Here is a 16,203-nt window from a genome sequence, read left to right on the forward strand (position 1 = left end):
GAAGTTGGTTAAGAGCCTTATGCTCGGCTCAGCGGCGGGTCTCGTCGTCATGAGCGGGGCACAGGCAGCCGACCTTCCCGTCAAGGCCAAAGCGGTCGAATACGTGAAGGTTTGCTCCCTGTATGGTGCCGGATTCTGGTATATCCCGGGCACCGATACGTGCATCAAGCTTGGCGGTTATCTGCGCGCCGACGTCCTCTTTAACACTAACTCGGATGATACCGGCAATTTCGCGGCTCAAGGTGGCGCGCGGAATCGGTACACGAACTATATGATGACTCGCGCTCGTCAAGACCTGAGCGTCGATACACGCACCGCGACCGAATACGGCGTGGTTCGTACCTTCGCCGAATTCACGCTCAACTGGACGACGGACAGCTACTCGGCCAACCCGAACGCCGCGGCTGCTGGTTCGAGCGTCTACTCGGCAATTGGCGGTGGCGCGACCGTTTCACCGGCGTCGGCGCCGAACAATGCTAACGCCGGCGCAGTCGCAGGCGGTACCCTCGGTGTCTACTACGCCTACATCCAGTTCGCCGGGTTCACCCTCGGTAAGGCGGTCTCGGAGTTCAGCATGCCCTGGGCCAGCTACCCGGGCAACAACTTCGACGGTCTCGTCGGCGGCGGTGGCGACATCACTGGTGTCGATCAGTTGACCTATACCGCTCAGTTCGGCAACGGCGTCAGTGCGGCATTCTCGCTGCAGGATCCGACCGCCTACTATCAGGCGGGTGTCAACAACATGAGCGCCGGCGGCCCCTTCGGCACCAGCAACTACGCTGGTACTGCGGCTCCCGACATCATCGGCACGGTCCAGGTGGACCAGGCCTGGGGCCTGTTCAAGTTTTCGGCCGCAGCGCATGACAATCACGCCGCCTATTACGGCGCGACCGAAGTCACCGGACATCCCTCCGACAAGTGGGGCTTTGCGGTTCAGGCGGGCTTGACCATCAAGAACGTCCCGACTGGCCCCGGTGACACGATCAACGTGTCGGGCGTGTACACCGATGGTGCGACCCGCTTCAACCTCCAGGATCTGGCTTCCCAGTACAGCGCTGCCACCATCTATGGCAGCTCGCACATCCCCGGAGGCTACCAGAGCGTCGCGTTCGGGATTGCTCCTGACACGGTGTTCGCTGCGGGCACTTCGCAGCAGACGATCCAGACCTGGGGTATGCGCGGTGCGTTCAACCACAACTGGGATCCCTACTGGAGCTCCAGCTTGTACGGTGCGTTCGCCTCCGTTCATTACGGCAGCACGGCGTCGGCCCTCATCTGCAACAGCACGTCGCTGGGCCTTCCCGCTCTTGGCCTCTCGGCCTTGGCTGCGGCTGGCGGCACGATCACGAGCTGCAATCCGAACTACGACATCGGGCAACTCGGCTTCATCACCCGCTGGACCCCTGTCAAGAACCTGACCTTCTCGGCGGACGTGACCTGGAGCCATATCGACCAGAAGATGGCCGGGACGATCAGCGCCGCGAGCGCAACGCTCGGGAAGCCGGCAGCGGTGTACGACTTCCACAATCAGGACAACGTCACGCTCCTGACCCGCGTTCAGCGTAACTTCTGATCGAGGCCTCCTGACGGAGGATCTCAACAAGCCCCCGGCAGGCAACTGCCGGGGGTTTTGCTTTTGTGCTGGGTCATCCAGCTATCCCGAGCCATCGCGGCTCGTCGAGGCGGAGCCAGGCGGAGGCTCCCCCGGACCCTTTGGGGCGCAAGCGAAGCAATTTTCGTGCAATACCGTGCCGGCTCGGCGTCCTGGCTGCGGTTTTTTGTGCTGCTTGTGCAACACTCATTTGAAAAATGGAATGTGGCAGACATCCGGAACCGTACTCATGTGCTCGCCAAAATGCGGAGGCTGTTTCGCCAACATCCTCAGGTGAACTGCCCCTCAAGGCGCAGGGAGAGCGGCATCCCGACGTCGTCTCGTGTTCTTGGCTTCGTGGCCTGCAATCCTAGGTTGATTTGCAGGATTCGATACCGCTTGGGCGCGGGTTCGCGGGGACTAAGGGGCCAATCTGGGTGTGTTCACCAGCAGATTCCGGACCTCCCCTGGTAGAGTAACTTGGAGGTTAAACATGAAGTTGGGTAAGAGGCTGATGCTCGGCTCGGCGGCGGGTCTCGTCGTCATGAGCGGGGCACAGGCAGCCGACCTTCCCGTCAAGGCCAAAGCGGTCGAGTACGTGAAGGTTTGCTCCCTGTATGGTGCCGGATTCTGGTACATCCCGGGCACCGATACCTGCATCAAGCTCGGCGGTTATCTGCGCGCCGACGTTGTCTTCAACGGCAATACAGATGCTACCGGCAACGTCGCGGGCGCAGGTGGCGCGCGGAATCGGTTCACGAACTATTTCACCACTCGTGCTCGTCAAGACCTGAGCGTCGATACCCGCACCGCGACCGAATACGGCGTGGTTCGTACCTTCGCCGAGTTCACGCTGAACTGGACGACGGACAGCTACGCACCCGGCGCAACCGCCGGATCGACGGTTTACTCGCCGATTGGCACGGCGTCGGCGCCGAACAACGCCAATGCAGGCGCAGTCGCAGGCGGCACCCTCGGTGTCTACTACGCGTTCGTCCAGTTCGCCGGGTTCACCGTCGGCAAGGCGATCTCGGAATTCAGCATGCCCTGGACCAACTATCCGGGCAACAACTTCGACGGTCTCGTCGGCGGCGGCGGCGACGTCACTGGCGTCAATCAGTTGACCTATACCGCCGAGTTCGGCAACGGCATCAGGGCCGCGATCTCGTTGCAGGATCCGACCGCCTATTACCAGGCGGGCGTGAACAACCTGAGTGCCGGCGGCGCCTTTGGCACCAGCGACTATGGTGGTACCGCGGCTCCCGACATCATCGGCACGGTCACGGTGGATCAGGCTTGGGGTATGTTCAAGTTTTCGGCCGCAGCGCATGACAACCACGCCGCGTATTACGGCGCGACCGAGGTCACCGGCCATCCCGCCGACAAGTGGGGCTTTGCGGTTCAGGCGGGCCTGACCGTCAAGAACATTCCGACCGGCCCCGGTGACACCATCAACGTGTCAGGCGTGTATACCGACGGTGCGACCCGTTACAACATCCAGGATCTGGCTTCGCAGTACGGTGCGGTCGCCTTGTATGGCAGCACAAACCTGGCTGGAGCCTATCAGAGCGTCGCGTTGGCGGCAGCTCCCGACACGGTGTTCGCAGCAGGAACTCAGCAGCAGCTGATCCAGACCTGGGGTCTGCGCGGTGCGTTCAACCACAACTGGGATCCGTACTGGAGCTCCAGCTTGTACGGTGCGTTCGCCTCCGTCCATTACGGCGGCACGGCCACGGCCCTCGTGTGCGACAGCAAGTCCTTGGGTCTCCCCGCTGTCGGCCTCTCGGCCGCGGTCGCGGCCGGCACGATCACGAACTGCAATCCGAACTACAGCGTCAGCCAGCTTGGCTTCATCACCCGCTGGACTCCTGTCAAGAACCTGACCTTCTCGGCCGATGTGACCTGGAGCCACATCAACCAGAACATGACCGGCACGTTCGACGCCGCGAGTGCGACGGTCGGCAAGCCGGCAGCGGTTTACCAGTTCAGGAATCAGGACAACGTCACGCTTCTGACGCGCGTTCAGCGCAACTTCTGACCGAGTCCTCCCGACGGAGGATCTCACAAACCCCGGCAGGCGACTGCCGGGGTTTCTCATTGTTGAATTGTGCTCTGCGCGACCCGGTCAGAGCATCTGAGCGATGTGGACACCGATTCCGGACAACCCTTCACCTGACGTTGGGTTTTTGTATCGCGAAGTGCCGCAAGTCGTGACGGTGGACGCCACCGTTTGGCCAAGCGCGTGGCGCGAGCGCCTTCAACGCGGCTGCCAGTAGCCTCGACGTTGCTCTGCAAACAGGTATTGCGGATTCTCGCCGCAGAAACTGTCTGTTCCAGACGCGGTTGCCATGCATTGGGCGTAGGTTGAGAACTGACAGTTGCCGGGGTAGCCCCAGCTTCGACCCTGTAAGCAATAGAGGTCCATTGGTGCTCCGGCTATCCCAGGATATCTGAAATGGTAGTGGTGGCGCCGGTGTTGCGCCGTTGCGGGATCAGCAAGGGCACCCAGTGCGATCAGGAGTGCTAAAGCCACGAGAGCGCGCATTGCATTCATTCCAAGTGATCCCGCTCCCATCGGCGGGACGGAGATTTTTCCTCACATGCGCCATGTGTGTTTGGAAAGCAAGTAGCCAGCGGCGTTGCGCAGCCAAGCCTTGGGGGCGCCATGATCTGACGGGGCCCATAACTTCTCGATGTCGTCTTTGGATTCGACTCGTGTACCTTCCGGGATGCGGGGAGGATCGAACGGTCGACTACTCGGGATGCGAACGATGGTCGCGTCGGGCGAGTCGATGAGTGGCGGTGGCTTTTCTTCCTGGCCCGCTTCTTCTTGGCCCGCTGGTGCTGCCATCGGCATGATTGGCCTTGTAAGTTGGATTGACCAGGCAGATCGCTGGCAGGCCTGAGGCGGTCATTGCACACTGTTCCAATGACTTGAAGATGCAGTCCATGCGCTCGCCCAAGAGCTCCCCGTAGATGTGGATGCAGACAGGATAGTTGGGATCAAAAATCTGAGCTTGTGCGGGGGGCACGGCAAAAGATCCAAGCGCAACAATGAAGAGGATCAGTCGAATCAGGATAGGCATACAATCACCACTTGCCCGAATAAAACGGCCGGATCGATCCACGGCAAAGGTCCCGCGTTCCTTCTACCAAGCATACCACGGCAATGCAGCGCTTGATGATGCTTTCGGCAGAGGGCCACCGTGAACTCCTAGCTGAGTTTAAGCCCGGGAATTCTCAAACGGCACAAGCGGAGAAGGACCAAAGCGAAAACGCATGTTCTGACTCTCGATCTAAACTGGTACGGGAGCCGTTGCGGAACGCAGCAAGGCGGACGCTATGGCGTGCAGCATTTCGGAATAATGCAACGGTGCTCCTGATTTGCCCGACGCGTCAAGCTGTCCCGAACGCCGATCGCGGTCAGTTACTTTGCATGGGGTTGTTTTCGATATTTGGCACTTTGGAACGTGCGACGAGTAACGTGCGACGAGTCATGGGGGGCCGATATCCGTTTCTGGCTGCGGGCCAAAGCCCTACTGACCACGCAGCGGTGAGGTGTGCCACCGGCGGCGCTCACGCTGCAGGCGCATCGATCGACCTGTCCGCTTGAGGGACCTATTCGACCGCGCCGCGATGCAGATCGGCCTCGATCTGCAGATGCATGCCCCCTCCGAAACGGGCGCGGTAGACCTGCAGGTTTTCCATCACCCGCTGCACATAGTTGCGCGTCTCGGAGAAGGGGATCAACTCGACCCAGTCGACCGCGTCCACCTTAGGATCACGCGGATCGCCGTAGCGCTCGATCCATTTCTTGAGGCTGCCGCGACCCGCATTATAGGCGGCGAAGGTCATGATATAGGAGCCGCGATAATCCTCCATGAGCCCGCCGAGCTCGGCGGCGCCGAGCGCCGTGTTGTAGACGGCATCGCTCTTCATCCGCCTGACGTCAAAGGAGACGCCGGCGCGCTTGCAGACATATTCGCCGGCATCCGGTGTCACCTGCATCAGGCCATAGGCCTGGGCCGGCGACACCACCGCCGGGTTGAAGGCGCTTTCCTGCCGGGCAATCGCAAAGATCACGCTGTGCTCGACCTCGGGTCCGATGGCGCGGTATTGCGGAATGCCGTTCAGCGGATAGGCGTAGTGGTCGAACGGCAGGCCGCGGTTGAGCGCGGCCTTGCCGACCAGCAACATGCCGCGCGCATCGCCATAGTGCTCGGCGACCTCGGCAAGCCCGACCAGGGCCTCCGGATCGCCGTTTTCGCCTTCGTCGGCCAAAATCGGTACAGTGATCTCGCGCTCGTCGAGCTCATAGAGCAGTTGCAGGGCGCGCACGATCTCCAGCCGCTCGGCGGCACGGCTGTGCGGAGCGGGCCGGAGGCCCAGCTGCGGCAGGCCGAGCTTGGCGCGGGCGAGCTGGCCGTAGTAGCTGGTCGATTGCTCGGCGGCGGCTTCGTAAGCCGCACGGGCCTCCTGCACGCGGCCGGCAGCTTCCGCCGCGCGACCCTGCCAGTAGCCGGCGCGCGCCAGCGTGGTTGGATTTGAACTGCCGATGCCGATGCGGGCGAAATGCTGGGCGGCGAGGGTGGGATCGTTGAGGAAGCGCAGCGCAATCCAGCCGGCGGTGAACTCCTGCTCGGTCTTGTAGATGTCGCGGTTCGGAAGCGCGGAATCACGCGCGATCAGGTACGCGGTGCGGTTCTCGCCGGCATCGATCATCTTGCGCGCGAGCAGCCGCCGCTCGATCCACCATTCGTCGACATTGTAGAGGCGGGCCGGATCGCGCGGCGCGCTCATCATCAGCTGCGCCGCCTCGCCGAACTTTTCCTCCCGCCGCAGCAGCTGGATTTTTGCAAAGAGATAGCCGACATCGCCGTGCAGCTCGTACGGCACGGCTTCCAGCAGCGCGCGCAGATTGGAGGATTTTCCGCTCGCTGCGATCCGGGCTCTGGCGAGCGCGACATAGCCTGCGCCGAGCCGCTTCGCCTCGCGCATGCCGCCGGCCTGCTGCTCGCTGCTGTAAAGCAGCGTGTCCATGCGCGCCTTGTGATCGGCAGCCGAGAGCAGCGCACCGAACATATCGAGCGCAGCACTCTCGGTGTCCTCGCTCATGCCGTCATTGCGCCAGGCCTCGCGCACCAGCCGCTCGGCATTGGCGCGATCGCCGCGCGCCAGCATGGCTTTGGCCAGCGCAAGGCGGCCCTTGGCGGAGAGCGGCGATTCGTTCTCGAACCAGGACCAGACGACGGAGTCCTCGCGCTTGTCGTCCCACATCGCCGCTTCCAGCCGCCGACGCAGGTAGCTCTGCGAGGGCCAGCTCGGATTGGCCTCGAGGAAGGCGCGATAGCGCTCCACGCTGGCGCCATTGTCGTCAGAGCGCAGGATGATCCATTCGGCGAGCTTGCGCGCGACGGGATCTGAGATTGAGGCCTCGGCCTGGGTGGCCTCGCCCGGGTTGTGCCGACGGACGAGCTCGATCACGTTCTCCAGCGCGCCCTTATCGGTTTGCGAGGTCGACGAGGTCGCGGCGACTGCGGCAGGCGTAACCGGTTTGCGCGGCGGCGTTGCCGGCAGGCCTGGACGCAGCCGCGGGGCCGGCGCCATCGGCGTGGCCGAGGCGATGCTGGCGGTCATTCTCGGCGCAGCAGCAGTCTCTGCTGCCGTGGCCGAGGGAGTGATGTTGATCGGTGCAGCGGACGGGATCGTTCTTGGCACCACATTGCGCGCGATCGGCCGCGGCTTCGGCAGAGGAACCTTGTGGCTGATCAGCTCGTTTGCGGCAAAGGCCGTCATGGCGACCGAGACGGTCAGTGCGCCCGCCAGCGCCGCGGAGAGCGCGAAGCGGGCGGTCGACCGAAGTGCGGCTGTGAATGGTGAAGGGGTCACGGCATTCCTTCGCGGCGAATCGTATGGTCGCCTCAAGGGCTAGCTGCAATTGACTGAATATTTCGGAAAAGAACAGTAAACGCGTCACCGGCCGCGGCTTTTTTGCTCCCGCACCGCGGCGAAATCGCGGCGCGGATGACCGGTCGCGTTACGGTGAAGATCGGGCAGCTGGCCGGCCCGGGGCCTTTCGCCCGGCGAGCAGACCCGATATGAAGGTTTTCACACGGTTGAGCGGGCTTAGGGCGGTGTTTTCGACCGGTGTTTTCGGAGGGAGTTCCATGGCAGCCAAGACAAAATTCCGGGGTTCCTTCACGGCCCTCGTGACACCCTTCAAGAATGGCTCCCTGGACGAGGCGGCGTTTCGCGCCCTGGTCGACTGGCAGATCACCGAGGGCACCCATGGCCTGGTGCCGGTCGGCACGACCGGCGAGAGCCCGACCTTGAGCCATGATGAGCACAAGCGTGTGGTGGAGTGGTGCATCGCCGAAGCCAAGGGCCGCGTACCCGTGATCGCGGGCGCGGGCTCCAACTCGACCAAGGAGGCCATCGAACTCGCCGAGCATGCCGAGAAGGCCGGCGCCGACGCCGTGCTGGTGGTGACGCCCTACTATAACAAGCCAACCCAGGAAGGTCTGTACCAGCACTTCAAGGCGATCAACGATGCGATCGGCATTCCGATCATCATCTACAACATCCCGCCGCGCTCGGTGATCGACATGTCCGTCGACACCATGAAGCGGCTGTTCGAACTGAAGAACATCGCCGGCGTCAAGGATGCGACGGCGAGCATGGTGCGGGTGTCGCAGCAGCGCGCGGCGATGGGCGAGGAGTTCAACCAGCTCTCCGGCGAGGACGCCACCGTGCTCGGCTACATGGCCCATGGCGGCCATGGCTGCATCTCGGTCACCTCGAACGTCGCGCCGCGGCTGTGCTCCGAGTTCCACGCCGCGTGGCAGCGTGGCGATCACGCCACCTGCCTGAAGCTGCACGACAAGCTGATGCCGCTGCACATGAACCTGTTCATCGAAAGCAATCCGGCGCCGATAAAATATGCGCTGTCGCTGCTCGGCAAGATCGAGGAGAAGCTGCGCCTGCCAATGGTGCCCGTGAGCGAGCCGACCCGTGTCGCCGTGCGCAGCGCCATGGTGCATGCCGGCTTGATCAACTGAGCGTTCATTGCATTGCTGTTGGCGTCGAACTGTAGGATGGGGACATGGGAATGCTGAAGGAATTCCGAGAGTTTGCCATGAAGGGCAATGTGGTCGACCTCGCGGTTGGCCTCATTATCGGCGCGGCCTTCGGCGCCATCGTCAACTCGCTGGTTGGCGACATCATCATGCCGATCATTAGCGCCGGCACTGGCGGGCTCGACTTTTCGAACTACTTCATCCGGCTCTCCAGCAAGATAGACCCCAACGTCACCAGTCTTGCGGATGCAAAAAAGCAAGGTGCGGTGTTGGCTTGGGGAGAGTTCCTGACGCTCATAATTAACTTCTTCATTGTCGCGGTTGCAATGTTCCTGGTGGTGCGTGTCATGAACCAGTTGAGGCGACGTGAAGCAGCGGCTCCCACGCCGGCGAAGCCGACGCCTGAGGTCGAGCTTCTGACCGAAATTCGCGATCTCCTGAAGAAGGCGTGACGTGGCCGACAAGAACGAGCGCGCGATCAAGGTCGTCGCAGAAAACCGGAAAGCGCGGTTCAACTACGCAATCGAGGACACGGTGGAGGCAGGCCTTGCGCTGACCGGCACCGAGGTGAAGTCCATCCGCTCCGGCAAGAGCACCATCGCCGAATCCTATGCGGATGCACGGGACGGCGAGATCTGGCTGATCAACGCCAATATTCCGGAATATCTGCAGGCCAACCGCTTCAACCACCTGCCGAAGCGGCCGCGCAAGCTCTTGTTGCATCGAAAGCAGATCAACAAGCTGATCGGCGCGGTGGACCGCGAAGGCATGACGCTGATCCCGCTCAAGCTTTACTTCAACGAGCGTGGCCGCGCCAAGCTCCAGCTCGCGCTCGCCAAAGGCAAGAAACTGCACGACAAGCGCGAGACCGTGAAGAAGCGCGACTGGAGCCGGGAAAAGGGCCGCCTGATGCGGGCGAGGGGATAGTCCTGCTGGCATTTCTTCCGGCGGTGCCTATCTCGGGCGTGAACCGGAAAAGACAAGGTCGTGGAGGAAGCGACGCGATGAACCAGCGAAATCTCAACGAGGTCGATTGGAGCAAGATTCCGGCGCCCGTCGATGACGGCGCCACCGCGCATCTGGTGGGCATGACCATACCGCCGATTTCGCTCCGTGCGACCGACGACACCATGGTGACGCTGTCAACGCTTCCCGGCCGCATTGTCGTGTTCGCCTATCCCCGCACCGGCGAGCCCGGAAAGATCGCGCTGGTCGATGACTGGGACATGATTCCGGGCGCGCGCGGCTGCACGCCGCAGACCTGCGCCTTCCGCGATCTGTTCGCCGATCTCAAGGCCGCTGGCGCTTCGCATGTGTTCGGCCTCTCGACGCAGGACAATGTCTACCAGACCGAGATGGCTTCGCGGCTGCATCTGCCGTTTCCGGTGCTCTCCGACGAGAAGCTCGAGCTGGCGCGCGCGCTGCGGCTGCCGACCATGGACGTCGCGGGGCTCACGCTCATCAAACGGCTGACGCTGGTCGTCGACGACGGGCGCATCACCCACGTGTTCTATCCGGTTTTTCCGCCGGACCAGAATGCGTCCGAGGTGCTCGCCTGGCTGAAGGAGAATCCGGTTTGACGCGAGATGTCTCTTCACCTCTTCCCAGTGGGAAGAAGTGAAGGAAGCAGCTTCCGTTCCGCCTAATCCAGATCCGCCTTCAGCTTTGCAAACACGCTGCGGAACATCTCGGGTGTCAGCACGCCCGTGTTCGTGTTGTAGCGCGAGCAGTGATAGCTGTCGTACAGCCTGAAGCGGCCGGCCTGGTGGACGGCGCCATGCGCGAACGGCACGGTCGAGCCGCGCACGCCCAGCGCCTTCGCGACCGTCTCATGCGCGATGCGGCCGAGCGCCACGATCGCGCGCACCCGGGGCAGGGCCTCGATGGTCAGGCTCAAAAAGCTGCGGCAGGTATTGATCTCGGCCGGCAGCGGCTTGTTCTGCGGGGGCACGCAGCGCACCGCATTGCTGATCAGACAATCCACCAGCGCAAGTCCGTCGTCCGGCCGCGCCTCGTAATGGCCGCGCGCAAACCCGTACGCCAACAGCGTCGCGTAGAGAAGATCACCGGCATAGTCACCGGTGAAGGGCCGTCCCGTGCGGTTGGCGCCCTGCAGCCCCGGCGCCAGCCCGACGATCAGAACGCGCGCATTCGGATCACCGAAAGACGACACCGGCGCGTTGAACCAGCTTGGTTCCTTCGCCCGTGCCTGCGCGCGGAACTCGGCGAGCCGCGGGCAGAGCGGGCAGTTGCGATCAGGCTCGGTCGCGAGCAGCGTGGCAGGCGGGACTTGACCGTTGACTTGAGCGGTTACCTTGCCGTCTGCCGATCGCTTCTCAATCGTCGAAGTCTTCATCGGCACCGCCTCGGGGCGCCACGGTCGTCGCGCGCTGCAGGAATTGCGGCGCGTGATGGCGTGGCTCGCGCGGCGCCGGACGCTCGGACGGATCGCGGCCGAGCTTCGACTGCAGCTCCACGAGATCGGTAAAGACGTCGGCCTGACGACGCAGTTCGTCGGCGATCATCGGCGGCTGGCTCGAAATGGTCGAGATCACCGTCACCCGCACGCCGCGGCGCTGCACGGCTTCCACCAGCGAACGGAAGTCGCCGTCGCCGGAGAACAGCACCATCTGGTCGATATGCTCGGCGAGTTCCATGGCATCGACTGCAAGCTCGATGTCCATGTTGCCCTTGACCTTGCGGCGGCCCGAGGCGTCGATGAACTCCTTCGTCGCCTTGGTGACGACGGTGTAGCCATTGTAATCCAGCCAATCGATCAGCGGGCGGATCGAGGAATATTCCTGATCTTCGATGATCGCCGTGTAGTAGAACGCACGCACCAGATTGCCGCGGCCCTGGAATTCCTTGAGCAGGCGCTTGTAATCAATGTCGAAGCCGAGCGTCTTGGCCGTCGCGTAAAGATTGGCGCCATCGATAAAGAGCGCGATCTTGTTGGTAGAAGATGACATCAGTGGGTTACTCGCTTGAGTTGGTATCCATTTTTGGCGCGGTGGCAGCAACCGCGCAATTCAAAGCACTGCCAAGATTGTGAACTGCCGAGACTTTCGTACCGCTGAGACCCATCCTGCCAAATCTTATACTGCCGACAACCGGCGGGTGATTCCTATAATCCTACCGCACTTCTGGTGGGGTTGGGGCAATAAAGGTATGGTTATGACGACGCAATGAAGCGTTTTCTTGTCCAAAACCGCCGGTTGCGAGCTTCGGACGGTCCGTTTCGCGTGTTTAGATAGGGGGTTAGCAAACGCCAAGGGAGGGGCCAAATCACAAATTTGTCTTGCGAACTGGCACCAGCCTCTATAACTAGCCCACAAAATCCGCATTTTGAACCCTCAAAGAACGGAGCGACAGGCCATGGCGCGCGTCACCGTAGAAGATTGCATTGACAAGGTGGACAACCGGTTCGACCTGGTCCTGCTGGCCGCCCACCGAGCCCGCATGATCTCCTCCGGCTCACAACTAACAGTTGATCGCGATAACGACAAGAATCCTGTGGTGTCCCTGCGCGAGATCGCGGACGCTACCATTTCGCCGGAAGATTTGCGCGAGGAACTCGTGCATTCCCTGCAGAAATTCGTGGAAGTGGACGAGCCGGAGCCGGATACGGTCCCGTTGATCGGTTCGGCCGGCGCCAGCGTCGATGCCGACGATACCGAGGTGGCGGTCGAACGCATGACCGAAGAAGAACTCCTCAAAGGTCTCGAGGGCCTGGCCCCGCCGGAAGAACAGCCGGAAGAGGACGAATAGGCAAGGCCTGTTTTGTTTCGGCTCGTTACAGCCGACCGAGCGCCAAAAGCGGGCGCAAAAGAATACGAAAGAAGGCCCGGACCCGCATCCGGGCCTTTGCTTTTGTTGACCTTTTCGTGGTTACCATAGACCCTTCGCGGCTCCCGGACATCCGCAACCTGCTCTGTCCCCGATTTGATCGGCGGGCGGCCTGATCGGCGTTACACTGGGAGCGAAAGACGCGCTGGGACCGCTTTCGCTGGGTCCGGCGAACAGGTTGAGAGGCACTTTGTCGATGGCGTATCGGCGCCAGAGCCCACCCCAGATGCAGGCTGCGACCGAACAGGTTGCGGTCGTCCCGACCTCGCCCGTGAAGACGCCCAAGGCGTCGCGCGTGCGGATGATGCGGCAATATGACCTAGTCGAACGCGTCCGTTCCTATAACCCCGACACCAACGAGGACCTGCTCAACCGCGCCTACGTCTATGCCATGAAGGCGCATGGCTCCCAGACCCGCGCCTCCGGGGACCCCTATTTCTCCCACCCGCTCGAAGTGGCCGCCATTCTCACCGACCTGAAGCTCGACGACGCCACCATTGTGGCGGCGTTGCTGCACGACACCATCGAGGATACCGAGGCGACCCGCGCCGAGATCGACCAGATCTTCGGCTCCGAGATCGGCGCGCTGGTCGAGGGCCTGACCAAGCTGAAGCGATTGGAACTCGTCTCGCGCGAGGCCAAGCAAGCGGAGAACCTGCGCAAGCTCCTGCTCGCGATCTCCGACGACGTCCGCGTGCTCCTGGTCAAACTCGCCGACCGCCTGCACAACATGCGCACGCTGGAATTCGTGCCGCCGGAATCGCGTAAGCGCATTGCGGAAGAGACCCTCGACATCTACGCCCCGCTCGCTGGCCGCATGGGTATGCAGGAGATGCGCGAGGAGCTCGAGGATCTTTCCTTTCGTACCCTTGATCCTGAGGCCCACGCCGTGGTCAAGCAGCGCCTCGATGCGCTGGCCGAGCGCAACCGCAATCTGATCGGCGAAATCGAGACCCAGCTCACCACCAATCTGCGCAGCAACGGGCTCACCGCGAAGGTCTACGGACGACGCAAGAAGCCCTTCTCGATCTGGACCAAGATGGAGCGCAAGTCGATCGGCTTCGAGCAACTGTCCGACATCTTTGCGTTCCGAGTCATCGTCAGCGACATCGAGGCCTGCTACCGTGCGCTCGGTATCGTGCATACGACCTGGCCGGTCGTGCCCGGCCGCTTCAAGGACTACATCTCGACGCCGAAGCAGAACGACTACCGGTCGATCCACACTACCGTCATCGGTCCTGGCAACCAGCGCGTGGAACTGCAGATCCGCACCGAGGAGATGCACCGCATCGCCGAGTTCGGTATTGCCGCACACGTGCTCTACAAGGACGGGACGGTCTCGCCGACCGAGCGCTTGAAGCGCGAATCCAATGCATTCGCCTGGCTGCGGTCTACCATCGCGATCCTCTCCGAGGGCGCCAATCCGGAGGAATTCCTCGAGCATACCAAGCTCGAGCTGTTCCACGACCAGGTGTTCTGCTTCACCCCCAAGGGAAAGCTGATCGCGCTGCCGCGGCACGCCAATGTCATCGATTTTGCCTATGCCGTGCATACCGATGTCGGCAACAGCGCGGTCGGCTGCAAGATCAACGGCAAGTTCTCGCCGCTATCGTCCGAACTGCAGAATGGCGACGAGGTCGAGGTCCTGACCTCGGAAGCGCAATCCGCGCCGCCCTCGGCCTGGGAAGCGCTGGCGCGCACCGGCAAGGCGCGCGCGGCGATCCGCCGTGCCACCCGCACCGCTGTACGCGATCAATACGCAGGCCTTGGCCGGCGAATCGTCGAGCGCCTGTTCGAGCGCGCCAAGCTCGACTATGCCGACGACAAGCTCAAAGGTGCGCTGCCACGGCTTGCCCGCAACTCCATCGACGACGTGATGGCCGCCGTTGGTCGTGGCGAGATGAAGGCCTCCAACGTCGCGCGCGCGATGTATCCTGACTACAAGGAGGAACGCGGCGCGCGCTATGGCGCCAAGAAGGGGCCAGCGCTGAAAGCGCCCGCCGATCCGCACCGCAGCCCCTCGGCGATCCCGATCCGCGGCATCAATTCCGACCTGCCGGTGCATTTCGCCCCGAACGGCGGTGCGGTGCCGGGCGACCGCATCGTCGGCATCGTCACGCCGGGCAAGGGCATCACCATCTATCCGATCCAGTCGCCGGCCCTGAAGGATTTCGAGGAGGAGCCCGAACGCTGGCTGGACGTGCGCTGGGATGTCGACGACACCACGCCGCAGCGCTTTCCGGCGCGCATCCTGGTGCAGAATGTCAACGAGCCCGGCAGTCTTGCCCAGGTCGCAACCGTGATCGCCGAGCACGACGGCAATATCGACAATATCAGCATGCACCGCCGCTCGCCGGATTTCACGGAGCTGACCATCGATCTCGAGGTCTATGACCTCAAGCACCTCAGCGCTATTATCGCGCAGCTACGCGCCAAATCCGTTGTCGCCCAGGTCGAGCGCGTAAACGGCTAGTCCCTATGTCTGCGAGTCCCGATATGCCTGTTCCTCCGCCGCGCCTTGGCGTCAATGTCGATCACGTCGCCACCTTGCGCAATGCGCGCGGCGGCGAGCGGCCCGATCCGGTGCGCGCGGCGCTGCTTGCGATCGAAGCCGGCGCTGACGGCATCACGGCTCACCTGCGCGAAGACCGCCGCCACATCCGCGATGCCGATATGGCGCGGCTGAAAGCAGAGATCTCAAAGCCGCTGAACTTCGAGATGGCGGCGACCGATGACATGCTGCGAATATCGCTTGCGACCAAACCGCACGCCGTCTGTTTGGTGCCCGAGCGGCGCCAGGAGCTGACGACCGAGGGCGGCCTCGACGTGGTCGGTCAGCACAACGCGCTGGCGCCGTTTATCGCCAAGCTGACTGACGTCGGCATCAGGGTGTCGCTGTTTATTGCCGCAGATCCGCGGCAAATCGAGATGGCGGCGAAGCTGCGGGCGCCGGTGGTGGAACTGCACACGGGCGCCTGGTGCGACGCCGTGGTCGACGGCCATGCGGAGAAGGCCGCAGCCGAGTGGCAGCGGATCGTGGCCGGCGTCGGCCTCGCCAGATCGGCCGGGCTCGAGGTCCATGCCGGGCACGGGCTCGACTACGCCACCGCCGAGACGATTTCCGCGCTCCCCGAGATTGCCGAGCTCAACATCGGCTATTTCATGATCGGCGAGGCCATCTTCGCCGGCCTGGCCGAGACGGTGAGGGCGATGCGCGCGGCGATGGACCGGGGACGGAGCAAGGCCGACGGTGCCAAAGGATCAACCAGGCCATGATCATCGGCATCGGTTCCGACCTGATCGATATCCGCCGCGTCGCCAAGGTGATCGAACGCCACGGCGACCGCTTCCTGGAACGCATCTTCACCGCCGAGGAGCGCGCCAAGGCGGCGCGCCGGGCCAAGAACGAGAAGATGCTGGTGGCGACCTACGCCAAGCGATTCGCCGCCAAGGAGGCCTGTTCCAAGGCGCTCGGCACCGGTATCCGCCTCGGCGTCTGGTGGCGCGACATGGGGGTGATCAACCTGCCGGGGGGGCGGCCGACCATGCGGCTGACGGGCGGGGCACTGGCGCGGCTGCAAAAGCTGACACCGCCCGGCCTGGAGGCGCGGATCGACCTCTCCATCACCGACGACTGGCCGTTGGCGCAGGCCTTTGTGGTGATTTCGGCCGCGCCAGCCGCGCCGTCAT

15 protein-coding genes are annotated in these 16,203 nt (G+C 62.9%); 10 read left to right on the top strand and 5 right to left on the bottom strand.

Going from position 1 to position 16,203, the window contains the following annotated elements; translation table 11 throughout:
- Together VFB05_RS15470 and VFB05_RS15475 are read left to right on the top strand one after the other, a co-directional pair.
- Positions 1-1,573 (top strand): porin (locus VFB05_RS15470; RefSeq protein WP_325013607.1); only part of this gene is annotated, 1,573 nt, incomplete at its 5' end.
- A gap of 511 nt (positions 1,574-2,084) precedes the next feature.
- Positions 2,085-3,629: a porin gene (locus tag VFB05_RS15475; protein ID WP_325013608.1), complete on the top strand. Its 1,545-nt coding sequence runs from the start codon at positions 2,085-2,087 to the stop codon at positions 3,627-3,629.
- Between the two features lie 219 nt (positions 3,630-3,848).
- Here VFB05_RS15475 and VFB05_RS15480 read toward each other — a convergent pair whose 3' ends face one another.
- From VFB05_RS15480 to VFB05_RS15490, 3 genes are all read right to left on the bottom strand, one after another.
- Positions 3,849-4,136: a DUF3551 domain-containing protein gene (locus VFB05_RS15480; RefSeq protein WP_325013609.1), complete on the bottom strand. Its 288-nt coding sequence runs from the start codon at positions 4,134-4,136 to the stop codon at positions 3,849-3,851.
- Between the two features lie 208 nt (positions 4,137-4,344).
- On the bottom strand, positions 4,345-4,677 hold the full coding sequence (locus tag VFB05_RS15485) for a DUF3551 domain-containing protein (RefSeq protein WP_325013610.1): 333 nt from the start codon (positions 4,675-4,677) through the stop codon (positions 4,345-4,347).
- Between the two features lie 532 nt (positions 4,678-5,209).
- The gene (locus tag VFB05_RS15490; RefSeq protein ID WP_414643204.1) at positions 5,210-7,480 is read right to left on the bottom strand and encodes a lytic transglycosylase domain-containing protein; all 2,271 of its coding nucleotides are present in this window, start codon (positions 7,478-7,480) and stop codon (positions 5,210-5,212) included.
- 278 nt (positions 7,481-7,758) lie between these two features.
- On the opposite strand from VFB05_RS15490, the gene dapA reads away from it, so the two are divergent.
- The 4 genes from dapA to VFB05_RS15510 all read left to right on the top strand — a co-directional run bounded on the left by dapA (position 7,759) and on the right by VFB05_RS15510 (position 10,247).
- The gene (gene dapA / locus VFB05_RS15495) at positions 7,759-8,649 is read left to right on the top strand and encodes a 4-hydroxy-tetrahydrodipicolinate synthase (protein ID WP_325013611.1); all 891 of its coding nucleotides are present in this window, start codon (positions 7,759-7,761) and stop codon (positions 8,647-8,649) included.
- Between the two features lie 50 nt (positions 8,650-8,699).
- Positions 8,700-9,119 carry a large conductance mechanosensitive channel protein MscL gene (mscL, locus tag VFB05_RS15500; RefSeq protein ID WP_325013619.1) on the top strand — a complete coding sequence of 140 codons (420 nt, stop codon included), beginning with the start codon at positions 8,700-8,702 and terminating at the stop codon, positions 9,117-9,119.
- A 1-nt stretch (position 9,120) separates the two neighbouring features.
- Positions 9,121-9,594, top strand: a complete 474-nt coding sequence (gene smpB / locus VFB05_RS15505) for an SsrA-binding protein SmpB (RefSeq protein ID WP_325013612.1) — start codon at positions 9,121-9,123, stop codon at positions 9,592-9,594.
- Between the two features lie 77 nt (positions 9,595-9,671).
- Positions 9,672-10,247, top strand: coding sequence for a peroxiredoxin (locus VFB05_RS15510; protein WP_325013613.1), 576 nt, complete (start codon positions 9,672-9,674; stop codon positions 10,245-10,247).
- Between the two features lie 62 nt (positions 10,248-10,309).
- Here VFB05_RS15510 and VFB05_RS15515 read toward each other — a convergent pair whose 3' ends face one another.
- Together VFB05_RS15515 and VFB05_RS15520 are read right to left on the bottom strand one after the other, a co-directional pair.
- Positions 10,310-11,023 carry a uracil-DNA glycosylase gene (locus VFB05_RS15515; RefSeq protein WP_325013614.1) on the bottom strand — a complete coding sequence of 238 codons (714 nt, stop codon included), beginning with the start codon at positions 11,021-11,023 and terminating at the stop codon, positions 10,310-10,312.
- Positions 11,004-11,636: an NYN domain-containing protein gene (locus VFB05_RS15520; RefSeq protein ID WP_024515518.1), complete on the bottom strand. Its 633-nt coding sequence runs from the start codon at positions 11,634-11,636 to the stop codon at positions 11,004-11,006. The genes VFB05_RS15515 and VFB05_RS15520 overlap by 20 nt, the downstream gene beginning before the upstream one ends.
- Before the next feature lie 406 nt (positions 11,637-12,042).
- Here VFB05_RS15520 and rpoZ point away from each other — a divergent pair, with 406 nt between their 5' ends.
- From rpoZ to acpS, 4 genes are all read left to right on the top strand, one after another.
- Positions 12,043-12,435 carry a DNA-directed RNA polymerase subunit omega gene (gene rpoZ, locus VFB05_RS15525; RefSeq protein WP_024515517.1) on the top strand — a complete coding sequence of 131 codons (393 nt, stop codon included), beginning with the start codon at positions 12,043-12,045 and terminating at the stop codon, positions 12,433-12,435.
- 274 nt (positions 12,436-12,709) lie between these two features.
- On the top strand, positions 12,710-14,986 hold the full coding sequence (locus VFB05_RS15530) for a bifunctional (p)ppGpp synthetase/guanosine-3',5'-bis(diphosphate) 3'-pyrophosphohydrolase (protein WP_325013615.1): 2,277 nt from the start codon (positions 12,710-12,712) through the stop codon (positions 14,984-14,986).
- A gap of 23 nt (positions 14,987-15,009) precedes the next feature.
- A complete protein-coding gene (locus VFB05_RS15535) occupies positions 15,010-15,789 on the top strand; it encodes a pyridoxine 5'-phosphate synthase (RefSeq protein WP_325013616.1) in 780 nt (259 codons plus the stop codon).
- A partial coding sequence (gene acpS, locus VFB05_RS15540) for a holo-ACP synthase (protein WP_325013617.1) occupies positions 15,786-16,203 on the top strand: 418 nt, incomplete at its 3' end. The genes VFB05_RS15535 and acpS, both read left to right, overlap by 4 nt.

The sequence above is a fragment of the Bradyrhizobium sp. genome, assembly GCF_035652035.1.
Classification (GTDB): Bacteria; Pseudomonadota; Alphaproteobacteria; order Rhizobiales; family Xanthobacteraceae; genus Bradyrhizobium.

Coding starts and splice junctions, on each gene's coding strand:
- VFB05_RS15475 (WP_325013608.1), top strand. CDS start 2,085: ATGAAGTTGGGTAAGAGGCTGATGCTCGGCTCGGCGGCGGGTCTCGTC.
- VFB05_RS15480 (WP_325013609.1), bottom strand. CDS start 4,136: ATGCGCGCTCTCGTGGCTTTAGCACTCCTGATCGCACTGGGTGCCCTT.
- VFB05_RS15485 (WP_325013610.1), bottom strand. CDS start 4,677: ATGCCTATCCTGATTCGACTGATCCTCTTCATTGTTGCGCTTGGATCT.
- dapA (WP_325013611.1), top strand. CDS start 7,759: ATGGCAGCCAAGACAAAATTCCGGGGTTCCTTCACGGCCCTCGTGACA.
- mscL (WP_325013619.1), top strand. CDS start 8,700: ATGCTGAAGGAATTCCGAGAGTTTGCCATGAAGGGCAATGTGGTCGAC.
- VFB05_RS15510 (WP_325013613.1), top strand. CDS start 9,672: ATGAACCAGCGAAATCTCAACGAGGTCGATTGGAGCAAGATTCCGGCG.
- VFB05_RS15515 (WP_325013614.1), bottom strand. CDS start 11,023: ATGAAGACTTCGACGATTGAGAAGCGATCGGCAGACGGCAAGGTAACC.
- VFB05_RS15520 (WP_024515518.1), bottom strand. CDS start 11,636: ATGTCATCTTCTACCAACAAGATCGCGCTCTTTATCGATGGCGCCAAT.
- rpoZ (WP_024515517.1), top strand. CDS start 12,043: ATGGCGCGCGTCACCGTAGAAGATTGCATTGACAAGGTGGACAACCGG.
- VFB05_RS15530 (WP_325013615.1), top strand. CDS start 12,710: ATGGCGTATCGGCGCCAGAGCCCACCCCAGATGCAGGCTGCGACCGAA.
- VFB05_RS15535 (WP_325013616.1), top strand. CDS start 15,010: ATGCCTGTTCCTCCGCCGCGCCTTGGCGTCAATGTCGATCACGTCGCC.